This window comes from Ketobacter sp. GenoA1 (assembly GCF_003671475.1).
Classification (GTDB): Bacteria; Pseudomonadota; Gammaproteobacteria; order Pseudomonadales; family Ketobacteraceae; genus Ketobacter.
In genome coordinates this window covers 227,397-240,164 of sequence record NZ_RCHM01000020.1, presented here as the reverse complement: position 1 = coordinate 240,164, position 12,768 = coordinate 227,397, and the positions used below count along the sequence as shown (strand labels likewise).

Annotated in this window: 13 protein-coding genes; 8 read left to right on the top strand and 5 right to left on the bottom strand. The window is 56.3% G+C overall.

Features of this window, described 5'->3' with window-relative positions:
- The first annotated feature begins 16 nt into the window (after nt 1-16).
- Genes ureE through D9N13_RS07115 form a run of 3 tightly spaced genes read left to right on the top strand, consistent with a single transcriptional unit; the run spans nt 17 to nt 1,642 of the window.
- Nucleotides 17-484, top strand: a complete 468-nt coding sequence (ureE, locus tag D9N13_RS07125; protein WP_290587673.1) for an urease accessory protein UreE — start codon at nt 17-19, stop codon at nt 482-484.
- Nucleotides 474-1,157 carry an urease accessory protein UreF gene (locus tag D9N13_RS07120; RefSeq protein ID WP_290587671.1) on the top strand — a complete coding sequence of 228 codons (684 nt, stop codon included), beginning with the start codon at nt 474-476 and terminating at the stop codon, nt 1,155-1,157. Before ureE ends, D9N13_RS07120 begins: the two co-directional genes overlap by 11 nt.
- An 8-nt stretch (nt 1,158-1,165) precedes the next feature.
- Nucleotides 1,166-1,642, top strand: coding sequence for an NYN domain-containing protein (locus tag D9N13_RS07115; protein ID WP_290587669.1), 477 nt, complete (start codon nt 1,166-1,168; stop codon nt 1,640-1,642).
- A gap of 9 nt (nt 1,643-1,651) precedes the next feature.
- Here the strand turns inward: D9N13_RS07115 and D9N13_RS07110 are convergent, their stop codons facing one another.
- Nucleotides 1,652-2,245: a flavodoxin gene (locus tag D9N13_RS07110; protein WP_290587667.1), complete on the bottom strand. Its 594-nt coding sequence runs from the start codon at nt 2,243-2,245 to the stop codon at nt 1,652-1,654.
- A 21-nt stretch (nt 2,246-2,266) separates the two neighbouring features.
- Nucleotides 2,267-2,950: an ankyrin repeat domain-containing protein gene (locus tag D9N13_RS07105; protein WP_290587665.1), complete on the bottom strand. Its 684-nt coding sequence runs from the start codon at nt 2,948-2,950 to the stop codon at nt 2,267-2,269.
- A gap of 217 nt (nt 2,951-3,167) precedes the next feature.
- Between D9N13_RS07105 and D9N13_RS07100 the strand changes: the two genes are divergently transcribed.
- Both D9N13_RS07100 and D9N13_RS07095 read left to right on the top strand, forming a co-directional pair.
- Nucleotides 3,168-4,160, top strand: a complete 993-nt coding sequence (locus D9N13_RS07100; RefSeq protein ID WP_290587663.1) for an NADP-dependent oxidoreductase — start codon at nt 3,168-3,170, stop codon at nt 4,158-4,160.
- 61 nt (nt 4,161-4,221) lie between these two features.
- Nucleotides 4,222-4,701, top strand: a complete 480-nt coding sequence (locus tag D9N13_RS07095; RefSeq protein ID WP_290587661.1) for a nuclear transport factor 2 family protein — start codon at nt 4,222-4,224, stop codon at nt 4,699-4,701.
- Nucleotides 4,702-4,704: 3 nt separating this feature from the next.
- Here D9N13_RS07095 and stpA read toward each other — a convergent pair whose 3' ends face one another.
- Nucleotides 4,705-5,949, bottom strand: a complete 1,245-nt coding sequence (gene stpA, locus D9N13_RS07090) for a glucosylglycerol 3-phosphatase (protein ID WP_290587659.1) — start codon at nt 5,947-5,949, stop codon at nt 4,705-4,707.
- A 265-nt stretch (nt 5,950-6,214) separates the two neighbouring features.
- On the opposite strand from stpA, the gene D9N13_RS07085 reads away from it, so the two are divergent.
- The 3 genes from D9N13_RS07085 (at nt 6,215) to D9N13_RS07075 (ending at nt 8,793) form a co-directional block, all read left to right on the top strand.
- On the top strand, nt 6,215-7,156 hold the full coding sequence (locus D9N13_RS07085; RefSeq protein WP_290587658.1) for an esterase/lipase family protein: 942 nt from the start codon (nt 6,215-6,217) through the stop codon (nt 7,154-7,156).
- Complete coding sequence (locus D9N13_RS07080) at nt 7,156-8,256, top strand: lipase secretion chaperone (RefSeq protein ID WP_290587656.1); 1,101 nt, start codon at nt 7,156-7,158, stop codon at nt 8,254-8,256. Before D9N13_RS07085 ends, D9N13_RS07080 begins: the two co-directional genes overlap by 1 nt.
- A gap of 81 nt (nt 8,257-8,337) precedes the next feature.
- Nucleotides 8,338-8,793 (top strand): hypothetical protein, encoded by a 456-nt coding sequence (locus D9N13_RS07075; RefSeq protein ID WP_290587654.1) that lies wholly within the window; start codon nt 8,338-8,340, stop codon nt 8,791-8,793.
- 12 nt (nt 8,794-8,805) lie between these two features.
- On the opposite strand, the gene D9N13_RS07070 is transcribed toward D9N13_RS07075, so the two are convergent.
- Both D9N13_RS07070 and D9N13_RS07065 read right to left on the bottom strand, forming a co-directional pair.
- Complete coding sequence (locus D9N13_RS07070) at nt 8,806-10,197, bottom strand: sensor histidine kinase (RefSeq protein ID WP_290587652.1); 1,392 nt, start codon at nt 10,195-10,197, stop codon at nt 8,806-8,808.
- A 6-nt stretch (nt 10,198-10,203) separates the two neighbouring features.
- Nucleotides 10,204-12,654, bottom strand: coding sequence for an EAL domain-containing protein (locus tag D9N13_RS07065; RefSeq protein WP_290587650.1), 2,451 nt, complete (start codon nt 12,652-12,654; stop codon nt 10,204-10,206).
- Between the last annotated feature and the right edge of the window lie 114 nt (nt 12,655-12,768).

The following is a 12,768-nucleotide window of genomic DNA, read 5'->3' as shown; positions in this document are numbered from 1 at the left end:
TGAGTAACCTGAACTGATGATCAAGGTAATCCAGTTTGCCGCCGCTACCGCGGCTGAAACACCGGCACAGCTTGTGGTGTGCCTGCCCTTTGATGAGCGCAAGAAAAGCCGCTTGAAAACCGCTGCCGAATCGGGGGAAGCCCTGGGCTTTATGTTACCCCGGGGGCACATCCTGCGGGATGGTACCCGCCTGCTGGATGAGCAGGGGCGCCTGATTGAAATCCGGGCCGCGGAGGAAACCGTCAGTACCGTGGGCAGTGACGACGTGCATCTGGTGATGCGCGCCGCCTATCATCTGGGTAATCGCCATGTTCCGCTGCAAATCGGTGATGGCTGGTTGCGTTACCAGCATGATCATGTGCTGGATGCCATGGTGAGTGGCCTGGGCCTGACGGTGACGGTGGAAGAGGCGCCGTTCGAGCCGGAAGACGGTGCCTACGCCGGTGGCCACGGTCATGGTCACGGACATCACCATGAACATTGATCATCTGCAGTTGGCGCAGCTGTTACAGCTCACCAGCCCCTCACTGCCCATTGGTGGCTTTGCCTGGTCCCAGGGTACGGAAAGCGCCATCGATCAGGGGTGGCTGAAGGGTGAGGATGATTTCGGCGACTGGTTGCAGGGCATCCTGCACACCGGGTTTGTGGGCCAGGAGCTGCCGTTGCTGCGCAAACTGGTTGACGCCTGGCAGCAACAGGATCAGGCGCAAATAGAGTATTGGACCCGCTATTCCCTGGCGTTACGGGAAACCCGCGAGTTATACCAGGAAGACATTCAGATGGGCGCGGCACTGATGCGCCTGACGCGGGATCTGGAATACCCAGGTGCCCTGCAATGGCAAAGTTGGCAGCACAAACAGGTGAGTTACCTCACCGCGTTTGCCATGGTGGCGGTAGCAAACAATATTCCGTTTGATGCTGCGGCCACCGGCCTGCTATGGAGCTGGCTGGAAAACCAGATTGCGGCGGCCTTGAAAACCTTTCCCATGGGGCAAACCGCCGGGCAACGGATTTTTCAACGGCTGGTGCACGCTGTACCGGATTGGATCGAGCAATCGAAGCAGGTGGCCGACGACCACATCGGGTTGTCTCTGCCCGGGGTGGTGTTGGCCAGCATGCAGCACGAACGCCAATACAGCCGCCTGTTCCGATCCTGAGGATCTCCATGCAAAAAGTCGCTCTCTTCGTGGACGTGCAAAATGTGTATTACACGTCCCGGCAAGCCTTTAACCGGAATTTTGATTACAACGCCTTTTGGGCCCGTGCCACCGGCGGTCGGCAGGTGGTGGCGGCTTATGCCTACGCTATCGATCGCGGCGATCAGAAGCAGCGGGCGTTTCAGAATATTCTGCGGGCGATTGGCTTTACGGTGAAACTGAAGCCCTTTATCAGTCGCGCCGACGGCTCCGCCAAGGGAGACTGGGACGTGGGCATTACCATTGATGCACTGGAAACAACCGTGGAGGCCGATGTGGTGGTGCTGGTGTCGGGGGACGGCGATTTCGATTTACTGGTCAACAAACTGCGGGTGGATAAAGGCAAGCGGGTGGAGGTGTACGGTGTTGCAGCCTTGACGGCGGCGTCGTTAAAGCAGGCCGCCAGTGAGTTCATCGCCATCGAGGCGGATTTGTTGCTGGGGTAATAATCCCTGCTAACGGCTCTGGTATGTGGCTGAGTGGGCTGCGTCACCGGCACCGGTGAGTTTCTCCAGCAACAGGGGTTTCACCTGTGCCACCCAGGCCTTTAGGCGCTCGTCGGTGTGCATGCCCTGGGTGCGCTGATCGATCACCAGGCCCACAAAGCGCCCGTTCACCACCGAGGCTGAATGCTCGAAGCGGTAACCGTCGGTTGCCCAATCGCCCACCATTTCTGCTCCCAGATTCTGGAACACCTGGTACAGTGCCATCAGCGAACTGGCGAAACGCTCAGCGTAACGCTCCTGAGCACCCAACCCGAAAAACGCGATGCGTTTTCCACTCAGGTCCGGTTGCCCCAACTGCTGTAGAAATTCTTCCCAGTTGCGCTCCAGGCAGCCGGCACTCAAGCCCGGAATGTCACCCACCCCATAGCTGGGTGTGCCCAGAATCAGCGCCTCATATTGCAGCAGATCCTGGGGTTGAATGCGATTGACGTTAACCGGTTTGGCCGCAATCTCATCCCCCAGCAATTTATAGATTTTTTTGGCGATGAGTCGTGTGGTACCGGTTTCTGTGCCGAAGAATAGTCCGATTTTGGGGTTGCTCATGTACTGCTCCGGGTGCGCTTTTCAAGCGTTGGTCAACTGGGCTTGCAGAAAGCGCAGAATGTCGATGTTGGCGGCCAGATCCAGGGCGCTGAAATCGTCCTGATTCTTCAGGTCGAGATCGGCACCGGCGGCCACCAGTTGGCGTACCGCATCTGTTTTGCCCGCCGAGGCGGCGTACATCAATACGGTCACCCCGTCCGGGTTCTGGTGATCCATGTTGGCACCGGCTTCCAGCAGGCGTGCAATGATGGGTTGTTGATTGGCGTAACAGGCGGCCCACAATGCAGTATTTCCGGAGGCATCCGTGGCTTCCAGGTTGGCGCCGGCGGCAATCAGCTGATTCAGCATACCCATATCACCGGAGCGCGCCGCCTGTATCAGCGAGGAGGCGTTGTGGCTTGCTTCCTGCAGTTTTTTCCAGGCGGTGAAGCCCCCTTGCAAGCTGTAGCAACGCTTGAAGCCGGCACGACCCAGCAGGCCGGCCATGTCCTTGCTGCTGTTACCCTGGTAGCAGTACACCAATACCGGGCGCTCAAACTGACCGGCACTGATCAAATGATCGGTGAGTTGGTCATGGCCGCGCATGGCGCCGTCAATATGCTGTTCCTTGTAGGAGTGCGGATCCCGCATATCGATGATAATGGGGTTCTCCACCATGACAATGGATTGCGCCTGCAGCGCACTGACTTCACTGAAATACGACATGATACGGATTCCTTCAACGGCACGGCAGTGGTGATTGCAGGATCCGGTCCAGTCTGTGGCGGCAGGTTAAGTCGCTGTTATGTGAGGCTATTTCCTTATTGCTGCGGGGGCTTGGCAACACTATTGTGGTTGTCTTGTTGCAGCATTGTCTGTTTTGCAACAGGCTGTATGATGTTATAGGTCACTCAATGCAACCCGACAGCGGCAAGGATTCCTCATGCACTACAAAGCGATTAAATTAATAAAACGCCCTGGCCTGAACATCACACCGGATGTGTTTGATGTGGTCACCGAAGAAACCCCCGAGCTGAACGAGGGGCAGGTCCTGATTAAACAGACGGCCATGTCGCTGGACCCGGCAATGAAAGGTTGGATGTCGCCTGATACGGAAAGTTATATCCCGCCGGTGGAGCTGGGCAGCACCATGCGTTCCACCGGGGTGGGGGAAGTGGTGGGCTCCATGAACGACAATATTCCGGTAGGCACCCGTCTGATGGGGATGACCGGCTGGGCCGAGTATCTGGTGTCCGATGGCCGTGGCATGCAGGTGGTGCCCGACTCCATCAGCGATGAAGCGGTATTGTGCGTGTTGTCACTACCCGGTATGACCGCCTACCACGGGCTGATGAACGTGGGTAAACCCAAGGCCGGTGAAACCCTGTTTGTCACCGGTGCAGCCGGTTCAGTGGGGGTGATCGTCGGCCAGATCGCCAAGGCGGAAGGCCTGCGTGTGGTGGGCTGTGCCGGTTCCGACGAAAAATGCCGGTGGCTGGAATCGGAGCTGGGCTTTGATCAGGCCATCAATTATCACAGTGACAATTTGAGCGCAGAGCTGGCCGCCGCCACGCCGGACGGCATTGATGTGTTTTTCGAAAACACCGGTGGCCCGGTGCAACTGCTGGCCTATGAGCGCATGAATACCTTTGGCCGTATTGTAGTGTGCGGCCTGATTGCAGATTACAGTAGCGCGCAACCGGCCCCCGGCCCCAGCTGGCTGCGCATGATCAAGAAACGGTTGACCATTCAGGGTTTTGCCATGCCGGACCATTGGGATAAGAGCGCGGAGCTGGTGAAGGCGGTGTCCACCTATTTGATGAAAGGCCAAATCCAGTACAAGGCTCACACCCTGCAGGGGCTGGAGAGTGCAATAGAGGGCGTTAATCTGTTGTTCACCGGCGGCAACATGGGCAAATTGATGGTAAAACTTTAGCATCGCAACGTAATCCGGTTTTTGTGAAATCCAATCTTCAATGACCAATAGAGGAAGCGACATGACCACCGTAAGCAGTAGTCGGCCACCGTTACCCCCCTTTACCGCAGAAACTGCCCGTCAAAAAGTGCGCATGGCGGAGAACGCCTGGAATGGACGTGATCCTGAAAAAGTGGCGCTGGCCTACACCGAAGACAGTCGCTGGCGCAACCGCTCGGAATTTCCGCAGGGGCGCGATCAGATTGTGGCTTTCCTGCAGCGTAAATGGCAAAAAGAGCAGGATTACCGATTGATCAAGGAACTGTGGGCATTCGGTGACAACCGCATTGCGGTGCGCTTTGCCTATGAGTGGCATGATGGGGCCGGGCAGTGGTACCGCAGTTATGGTAATGAAAACTGGGAGTTCAGCGCGGAAGGCTTGATGCAGGTACGCCATGCCAGCATCAATGATCTGGCGATCAGTGAGGAGGAGCGTTTGTTTCATTGGCCATCCGGGCCCAGGCCAGATGATCACCCGGGACTGAGTGAGCTGGGCCTGTAGTTTTTATTCCCCGGAAGGGGCGCGCTTGTCCGCCAGTGAGCAGAAGAACGCCGTGTACTGCTGATAGCCACCGGGAAACACAAAGTTCAGGTGCAGCGGGTCATCGGCATCGGTAATACCGGCAGCGGCCTGCCAGGGATCGCTGGCCAGCCGGCGCGGGTCGATGGCGGGCCGCGTCAGTTCGCCGCCGCTGCTGTCCACAAACAGAACGGCGTTATCGGATTGAAAGGCTTCCCCCAGCGCCTGTACCAGGCTCAGGAAACCCCGGTCACTGCCGCCCCGTAAGCGGGTGGCGGGGTGTTGCGGGTCCGGCTGAGAGGTGAGCGTGTCGCCCACCCCCACCACACGGGGCATCAACGCCGGATCAAAGTGATCACGGGCCAGTTGCAGCAGGGCTGAGTGATCGCGCGGAGCCTGGCGGGCATTGAAGTCCGCCCCCAGCGGGTAGTGGCCGCTGATACGGTGGTAAAAGCGGTTCAGAATCACCAGCACCCCCACTTCTTTCACCGCCCCTTTGAGCATGAACTGGAAATCGGTGGTACCCAGGTCAGCAGATGTTGCCCATTTAACCCGTTCACCATCCGGGCCTTGACCCAGATTGGGGGCGTAGTGAATAAAGAAGGAATCCGCCAAGCCCTGCTGTTCCGCCTCCGTCAGCGCTGCCATCAGAATGCTTTGGGTGGCCTCCTGCAGCCGCCTGATGTGGTCGCTGTCCTGCTGCAATGATGAGAAACAACTATTGATATTAATGGTGGGTGAGACCGGGTTATCCAGGATTGCCGCATCCAGAATGGCCGTCACATCGGATGCTGCCAGGTCAAAGGGCGCAGAACTCAGAGTGGCCTGCAGTGCTGTCCGGAAACGCGCCGCCAGTGAAAGCAGAAAATCCAGTTCCGCCTGCGACACACCGGGGTGATTCACCGAACCGAAATGATCCTGCCACTGTACACCGCCGGCCGCCAGACCGGGCAGGTATTGCCCATGGCCGGATTGTTGTAACGCTTTATCGACCAAATGATTGATACCGCGACGGCCGATGTGTTCACCATTGGTGAGCACATAGAACTCTGGTGTGAGGGCGTGTGCGGCGCGCAGATAGTCCGGGGACAGGCGCCGCGTCAATGGATCGTTCACCAGGGGCATGCACACACCGTCCAGATCCTGAATCAGCAACAGGTTATCGGTGTGGGCCAGTGTTTCCAGTAATGCAGTGTAATCGGTGGAAAACTTCTGTTGGCACAACAACATGGGGTGAAGATCCTTGCTTGCGGTGAGTGATCGAATGCCTGTTCACGGGCCCTAGCATAGCGTAATTCAGTGAGTATGTTGAATGGCCGCGGGCAAGCTCCACGGGTTTGATGGCCCAGCGCTGAGCAAGAAGATGATCGATTGGACAAATGAGTGCTGCGTGTTTCGTCTATACGCTGGTAAAGCGCTGTACGTAAGCTTGTTACTGTACATGCTGTATTCGTACTAAAACAAAAACAAACTTACAGTGTAAACAGGTCTTGCCATGAAAAATCGTTTTGTCGCAATGCTGGCCCTTTGGTTGTGCTGGGCCGCCATCCCTGCGTTTGCCGCAGGCTATACCCAAACCCAATATCCCATTGTGCTGGCTCACGGCATGTTCGGCTTTGACAGTATCGTCGGTATTAATTACTGGTATGGTATTCCCCGTGCCCTGGAGCGGGATGGGGCACAGGTGTTTGTAACCCAGGTGTCTTCTGTTAACTCATCTGAAATGCGGGGCGAGCAGTTGCTGGCGCAGGTGGAGGAGGTGCTGGCCATCACCGGCGCGCAGAAAGTCAATTTAATCGGCCACAGTCACGGCGGGCAAAGTGTGCGTTATGTGGCTGCCGTGGCACCGGAAAAAGTGGCCTCTGTGACCACCGTGGGCAGCCCCACCAAGGGGTCTGAGGCGGCGGATCTGGGTTTGCAGGCCATGCAGATTCCGCTGCTGGGGCCGGCGCTTGCGCCCATCGTTGCCGGTGTCATTGAGGGGTTGGGCTGGGTTATTGGAAGCCTGGCGGGGGAATCCCTTTCCCAGGATGCGCTGGCCAGTTTGAATTCGCTGTCTTCGGCGGGTGCTGCTGACTTCAACAGCCGTTTCCCGGAGGGTGTTCCCACCAGCGACTGTGGTGAAGGGGATTATGTCAGCGCTGGGCCAGGTGCCGCTGTGCACCAGTTTTCCTGGAGCGGCGCCAATACGGGGATAACCAATTTTTTTGATCCCTCATCCTATGGGTTGGTGTTGAGTAAGCTGGCGTTTACCGAAGAAAACGATGGTCTGGTGGGCCGTTGCAGCTCCCATTTCGGACAGGTGTTACGGGATGATTACCCCATGGATCACCTGGATGAAGTGAACCAGTTGTTTGGCCTTACCTACCTGTTTTCCACTAACCCGAAATCGGTCTATCGGCAGCATGCCAACCGCCTGCGCAATCTGGGATTGTAATGCTATCCCGTGGTTTCAGTTACAACAGGGTAGCTCTGGGTTTGCTGTTGGCCGTTGGATTGTGGGTTACCCTGTTGCTGAATCTGGACCGTACGCCAACAGCCCCCGTTTTGCCCTCCACGCCTGTTGTTTTGCCGGAGGGTGCAGCCGGTTCTGTGGATGAAGCGCATGGCGCTGGGCCTGCTTTTGAAGCGGAGTTTGAAGCGGAGTTTGAGCCGGTATTTAAATCGGGCCTGGAACGGCTTCCGGCTTCATTGCGGGGCACGCAGCCCGATGGTGCCTTGCTGTGGGATCAACACAATGAGCTGGTGATCACGCACTCCATTCGCGATCTGTTCGATTACTTTCTGGCGGCCAGTGGTGAGGAGCCGCTGGCGTCGCTGACCGCCCGCATCCGGGCCTATATTCAAGCCAACCTGCCACAGCCTGCCGCCAGCCAGGCGTTGGCGGTTCTACAGGATTACCTGGCTATGAAAACCGCGCTGTCGGCCATGGCGGCGCCGGACTATCCCATGCAACAGGCTATGGGCAATACCATCGGTGATGATGATCTGCAGGCACTGCGGCAGCATATGCAGGCGCTGATCACCCTGCGCAACAGTTACCTCACGCCGGAGGTGGCTGAAGTGTTCTACGGGGAAGCCGATGAGTTCGACCGGTATATGCTGGATCGCTTGGCTGTTTTGCAGCATCAGGATCTGGGTGCGGAAGAGAAGTCGATCCAGTTGGAGCGGTTGCAGGATTCCCTCTCCCCGGAACTGCGGCAGTCACAGTTGGCGCAGCAAGAACTGATCACCTTGTCCCGCCTGAGCCGGCAACTGCGCCTTGCGGGCGCAAGCGATGCGGCCCTGCAGCAATTGCGCCGGCAAAGGGTGGGGGCCGAGGCCGCGGCACGCCTGCAATCGCTGGATCAGCAGCGTGCCCGGTGGCAGCAAAGAATGGCCCAATGGCTGCAAGAGCGATCGCGGTTGCTGGCCGCCAATGGCTTGAGCCTTCAGGATCGCGAACAACAGGTGTTGCAGCACCGGCGCCAACACTTTAGCAGCCAGGAAATCCGGCGTGTACAGGCATTGGAATCCCTGCACGATCAACGCAACTGATGATTGTTCTTTGGCCCGGCTTTTCTCTACACTTGTGGTGTTGTTGGTAACAAAACCGGAAACAATATAATGGAGAGAACAATGAAACGATTAACGGCCTTAACCCTTTCAGCTGCCCTGACGTCGGCATTGACGGTGGCCCCATCGGCATGGGCCGACAAACCGGAATGGGCGGGCAACAAGGAAAAGCCCAGCGCGGAGCAGGTTGATGCCCACAAGGCAGAGATGAAAGCCAAACGGGGTGAAGCCGGGCGCGGAGCTGACGAAGACAGCCATTATGCAGACAAGAAAGGCAAGGAACTCAAAGACAAGACCAAGGATAAAAGCAAGGAAAAGTACAAAGATAAAAAACAGATGCGCGAGCATGCAGAGGATGGTGACATGCAGAAACACGAAATGAAGCAAGAGCGTGATCGCATGCATCAGGAGCCCATGCACGAGGAGCCCATGCATCAGGACAAGGCCGCCGACCCGGTGCGACCGCAACAGAGTGAGGGTAAAAGCCGTAAATGGTGGAAGTTCTGGGGTGAGGAGTAGCCGCGGGGCCGGCTAGCTGCCCAATGTCATTTTCAGGGTAAAGCACGTGGGATCAGCTCGGCGGACGGTCAACACCGCCTCCAGCTGATCACACAGCGCTTCCACCAGGCGCAATCCCAGAGACTCATCAGACGCCGCCTTGTTGCTGAGGCCCACCCCATCGTCGCTCACTTCCAGAATAATATTGTGATCGTCTCCGGTTTTCAGACCAATGAAAATTTCGCCCTGGCGATTTTCCGGAAAGGCGTGTTTGAAGGAATTGGAAACCAGCTCGTTGATGATCAGGCCCAGGGGAATGCTGCTTTCAATGGGCATGGTGATGTTGTCGGTTTCAACCCGCAGTTGAACATTGGGGTTGGCAGAGGCGCCATAGGATTGTGCCAGGCTGTTCACCAGACCTGCGATGACCGTACTGATATCCACATTGGAAAAATCCTGGGACTGGTACAGGGTCTGGTGAATGATGGCCATGGATTTGATGCGGTTCTGGCTGTCGGTTAACAGAAAACGCGCCTTTTCATCGCTTACGTTATCCAGTTGCATCGCGATCAGGCTGTCGATGATCTGCAGATTGTTTTTGACCCGATGATGGATCTCCGCCAGCATGACTTCTTTTTCCTTCAGTGCGGATTTAAGCTGTTCTTCCTGTTGTTTACGGTCGGTGATGTCTACTACGGAAGCCAGAATCATCATTCCCTGAGCGGTATTGATGGGATTCAAGCCGATCTCTACCGGAAATTCCCGTCCATTCTTATGTAATGCATACAGGTCGCGACCTTTGCCCATGGCCCGGGAAACCGGGTTGTCAAAATAGTCCTGCCGCAGGTGTGGGTGGTGGTCACGAAAGCGCAGAGGTACCAACACCGTAATCTCCTGCCCTACCAGCTCGGAGCGTGCGTAGCCGAACTGCACTTCGGCCATGGAATTGGCCATCACGATACGGCCGTCTTTATCCGTTAGCAGCATGCCATTGGGCGCCGCTTCCACCGCCAGGTGCATCATCTCCTGGCCACGCTGCCGTTCGGTGATATCCACAATGGATGCCAACACCAACACGCCGCGCTTGGTGGTCATGGGGTTAAGGCCAATTTCCACCGGAAACTCAGTGCCGTTTTTATGCAGGGCAAACAGCTCCCGGCCCTGTCCCATGGCACGGGATTTGGGGTCGGCAAAATACTGTTGTCGCAAATTGGGGTGGTGATTTCGAAAGCGAACCGGCACCAGATGCTCGATGGGGCGTCCGATCAGATCATCGCGATGATAACCGAACATGTGTTCGACACTGGAGTTCACCAGTACGATGCGGCCCTCAATGTCGATCAGTACCATGCCATTGGGCGAAGCTTCCACCGCCAGACGCATGACTTCGTCATTGTTGGCGGCCATGTCGATATCAGGTGTCATAGGCAATCAGGCAATCTGTTGTGATGAGGTGTTCTCGTCTGACAGTGAACCTTTCAGATAGCGGGTGACCAGTTCTGCTGGCAGGGGTTCGCTGTATAAATAGCCTTGGAAGTCGTCGCAGCCGTCCTGGCGCAGCAGCAGTGCCTGTGCCTGGGTTTCGATGCCTTCAGCGGTGGTGCGTAATCCCAGCTGTTTCGCCAGGGCAATGATGGCGCTGGCAATGGCCCGGTCACTGGGTTCGGTATGCACGTTCTGTACAAAGCAGCGATCGATTTTCAGAGCGGTTATGGGCAGCGATTTGAGCGAGCTCATACAGGAATAACCGGTACCAAAATCGTCAATGCTGATGTTGGCACCCAGTTCTTTCAGGCGCCGCAGATTATACAAGCCGATCTCGCTGTTCTGCAGGCAGGATTCCGTGACCTCCAGCTCCAGCATATTCAGCGGTACTTGATGCGATTTGGCAACACGATTCACAATGTGAACGAAATTGCGGTCCTCCAGTTGCCGGGCCGAGACGTTCACTGCGATATGGCGGGGGGCGCACTTCTGCTCAAGCCAGGCACGCAACTGACGGCAGCTTTCGTTCAGAACCCAGTTGCCGATTTCAATGATCAGGGCATTGGACTCCGCAAAGGGAATAACTTCCGCAGCGCCCAGTAGCCCCTGATTGGGATGTTGCCAGCGGATCAGGGCCTCCAGCCCGGTGAGTGCACCAGAGCGGCAATCGTATTGCGGTTGGTAGAACAATCGTAATTCGTTGTTCGACAGCGCGTGCCGCAGTTCCTGCTCACGGGTAAAGTAGTGTGCAATGTGCTCTGACATCCTGGGTTCGTAGATTGCATAGCCCTTGCGCCCTTCCGACTTGGCAGCGTACATGGCGGTGTCGGCCATCTTGATCATTTCATCCCGGTCATCCGTATGTTGAGGGTAGAGGCATATGCCAATGCTGGCCCCGGGTATGATGTTGACGCTGCCCAGCTGGATGGGGTGACTCAACAGCTCCAGTATTTTCTCGGCCAGGGTCTCCAGATCCCGTGGCGATGAGATGGCTTCGGCGATCACAATGAATTCGTCACCACCGATTCGGCATAAGGTATCGGAGGTACGCAATTTTGCTTTCAGGCGCTTCGCTATTCCTTTCAGCAGATTGTCGCCCATTTGATGGCCGAGGGTGTCGTTGACACGTTTGAAATGATCCAAATCCAGATACAGGATGCCGAAGCTGTTGCCCTCACGTTTGGATTTCGACAGGCACACTTCCAGTCGATCCATAAACAGGTTGCGGTTGGGCAGCCCGGTCAGGGTGTCGTAGTAGGCAATGTGAGAGAGTTTTTTCTGGGCATCACGAATGGGGGTGACGTCGGATACCACCACCACGTATTGAGCTTCACCATTGATCAGGTCGGGCACGCTGCCGATGTTAACCAGAGCATGAATCAGCGTGTTATCCCGTTGGTGAAATGAAATTTCCCCCTGCCAACTGCCGGTGCGGCGCAAGGTGGGCCACAGCGTTTCGAAGACATCCTGGTTCAGGTATTTCTCGCTGAGGAATTCCAGCTCTTTGCCGATACACTGTTTGGGGGCGAGCCCGGTGATTTTGCTGAAAGCCATGTTGATGCTTTCAACTTTTTTATCCTTGTTCAGTACCACTATGCCGTCGGCACTGCAGCGAAAGGCGGTGGCGGCCTGTCGCAGCCTGATCTCGGTTTGATGATGCTCGGTAATATCCTGCAGGATACCCACCACCCGATGTCGATCGCGCCCGCCGTTGAAGGATTTTCCATACAGCTTATACCAGCGGTGGCCCTGTTCCGGCAGGTCGGCCTCAAACTCAAGATCCAGTTCAATGTCGGGGCTGGATTGCAATTCTGTCAGCGCTTGTTGAACCCGGATTTGATCGCTGTCAACGATATAGTCATGCAGGTTTTGCCAGTTCTCGACCACCGCCAGTTTGCCACAGGGGGAATAACCCATAATAACGGTTTTATCAGACTCCATTTCCCAGGTGCCGAGCTTGGCTGCATTCAGTGCCAGTTTCAGATGGGTTTCCCGCTTCACCAACTGCAGGTCCGCGGCGTGACGTTCCAATGCCACCTGAATGGCAACGTGCAATTCCCGTTCGGAAAAAGGCTTTAACAGATAACCATAGGGGCGTGTCTGACGGGCACGGGCCAGGGTGGAGTCTTCGGAGTAGGCGGTTAAAAAGATAACCGGGATGTGATACAGCTCGTTGATATCATCGGCCACTTCAATGCCGTCTTTGTTGCCTTTGATATGGATATCCATAAGGATGATATCCGGGTGGCGGGACTCCACCAGTTCCAAAGCCCGTTTGCCGTTGGACGCCATGCCGATCACCTGATACCCCAGCCTGCTGAGCCGACGTGACAGGTCCATGGCGACGATGTTTTCGTCTTCGACAATGAGGACCTTGTATTCCTTTTCTTCTTGCATACGGAGCCTTCTTCCTGAAGTGTTGGGACAGCTGTGACGGCGGCTGGTTGAGAAGTAGTTCCGAACAGTGCGTCTGGGAAATGATCGCAGAAATTAGCCGGAATGAGTAGCGTA

Coding starts and splice junctions, on each gene's coding strand:
- D9N13_RS07070 (WP_290587652.1), bottom strand. CDS start 10,197: ATGACACCTGATATCGACATGGCCGCCAACAATGACGAAGTCATGCGT.
- ureE (WP_290587673.1), top strand. CDS start 17: ATGATCAAGGTAATCCAGTTTGCCGCCGCTACCGCGGCTGAAACACCG.
- D9N13_RS07065 (WP_290587650.1), bottom strand. CDS start 12,654: ATGCAAGAAGAAAAGGAATACAAGGTCCTCATTGTCGAAGACGAAAAC.
- D9N13_RS07110 (WP_290587667.1), bottom strand. CDS start 2,245: ATGAGCAACCCCAAAATCGGACTATTCTTCGGCACAGAAACCGGTACC.
- D9N13_RS07085 (WP_290587658.1), top strand. CDS start 6,215: ATGAAAAATCGTTTTGTCGCAATGCTGGCCCTTTGGTTGTGCTGGGCC.
- stpA (WP_290587659.1), bottom strand. CDS start 5,949: ATGTTGTTGTGCCAACAGAAGTTTTCCACCGATTACACTGCATTACTG.
- D9N13_RS07095 (WP_290587661.1), top strand. CDS start 4,222: ATGACCACCGTAAGCAGTAGTCGGCCACCGTTACCCCCCTTTACCGCA.
- D9N13_RS07120 (WP_290587671.1), top strand. CDS start 474: ATGAACATTGATCATCTGCAGTTGGCGCAGCTGTTACAGCTCACCAGC.
- D9N13_RS07075 (WP_290587654.1), top strand. CDS start 8,338: ATGAAACGATTAACGGCCTTAACCCTTTCAGCTGCCCTGACGTCGGCA.
- D9N13_RS07105 (WP_290587665.1), bottom strand. CDS start 2,950: ATGTCGTATTTCAGTGAAGTCAGTGCGCTGCAGGCGCAATCCATTGTC.
- D9N13_RS07080 (WP_290587656.1), top strand. CDS start 7,156: ATGCTATCCCGTGGTTTCAGTTACAACAGGGTAGCTCTGGGTTTGCTG.
- D9N13_RS07115 (WP_290587669.1), top strand. CDS start 1,166: ATGCAAAAAGTCGCTCTCTTCGTGGACGTGCAAAATGTGTATTACACG.
- D9N13_RS07100 (WP_290587663.1), top strand. CDS start 3,168: ATGCACTACAAAGCGATTAAATTAATAAAACGCCCTGGCCTGAACATC.